We start from the raw sequence: 404 nt of genomic DNA, 5'->3' as shown, positions 1-404 counted from the left end.
GGGTGGTGGTGAGGATGGTTGCGGTGTTGTGGCCGCCGTGGCCGCGGGCGATGACGAGTGCGGTGGTCAGGTTGGGGGTGGGGGCGGGGGGTGTTCAGGACGAGGTGAGGTGGTGGGTGCGCGGCGGGGTGGGGTGGTGGGGTGGTGGGGGGGATGATGCGGCTGGCGTAGCTGCCATCAGAGCGCGGCCGAGGTCGAGCGCGGGCCGCGGCTCCGAGGCGGCGGTCATGGTTTTGGGGGGGGTCACGGGGACGGCGTGGGGGCCGAACAGGGTGGTCAGGGCGGTGCTTTCGGTGTGGTCGGCTGCGGGGTGGTGCGGCGGCGTCGGCGAAGACAACGTCGATGTGGGCGGGTGTCATGTGGGCGTCGTGGAGGGCGAGTTTCAGCAGGCTTGTTTGCAGGCG

It is taken from the genome of Streptomyces sp. MAI_2237, assembly GCF_054189285.1.
Note: the sequence above shows the minus strand (reverse complement) of the source record.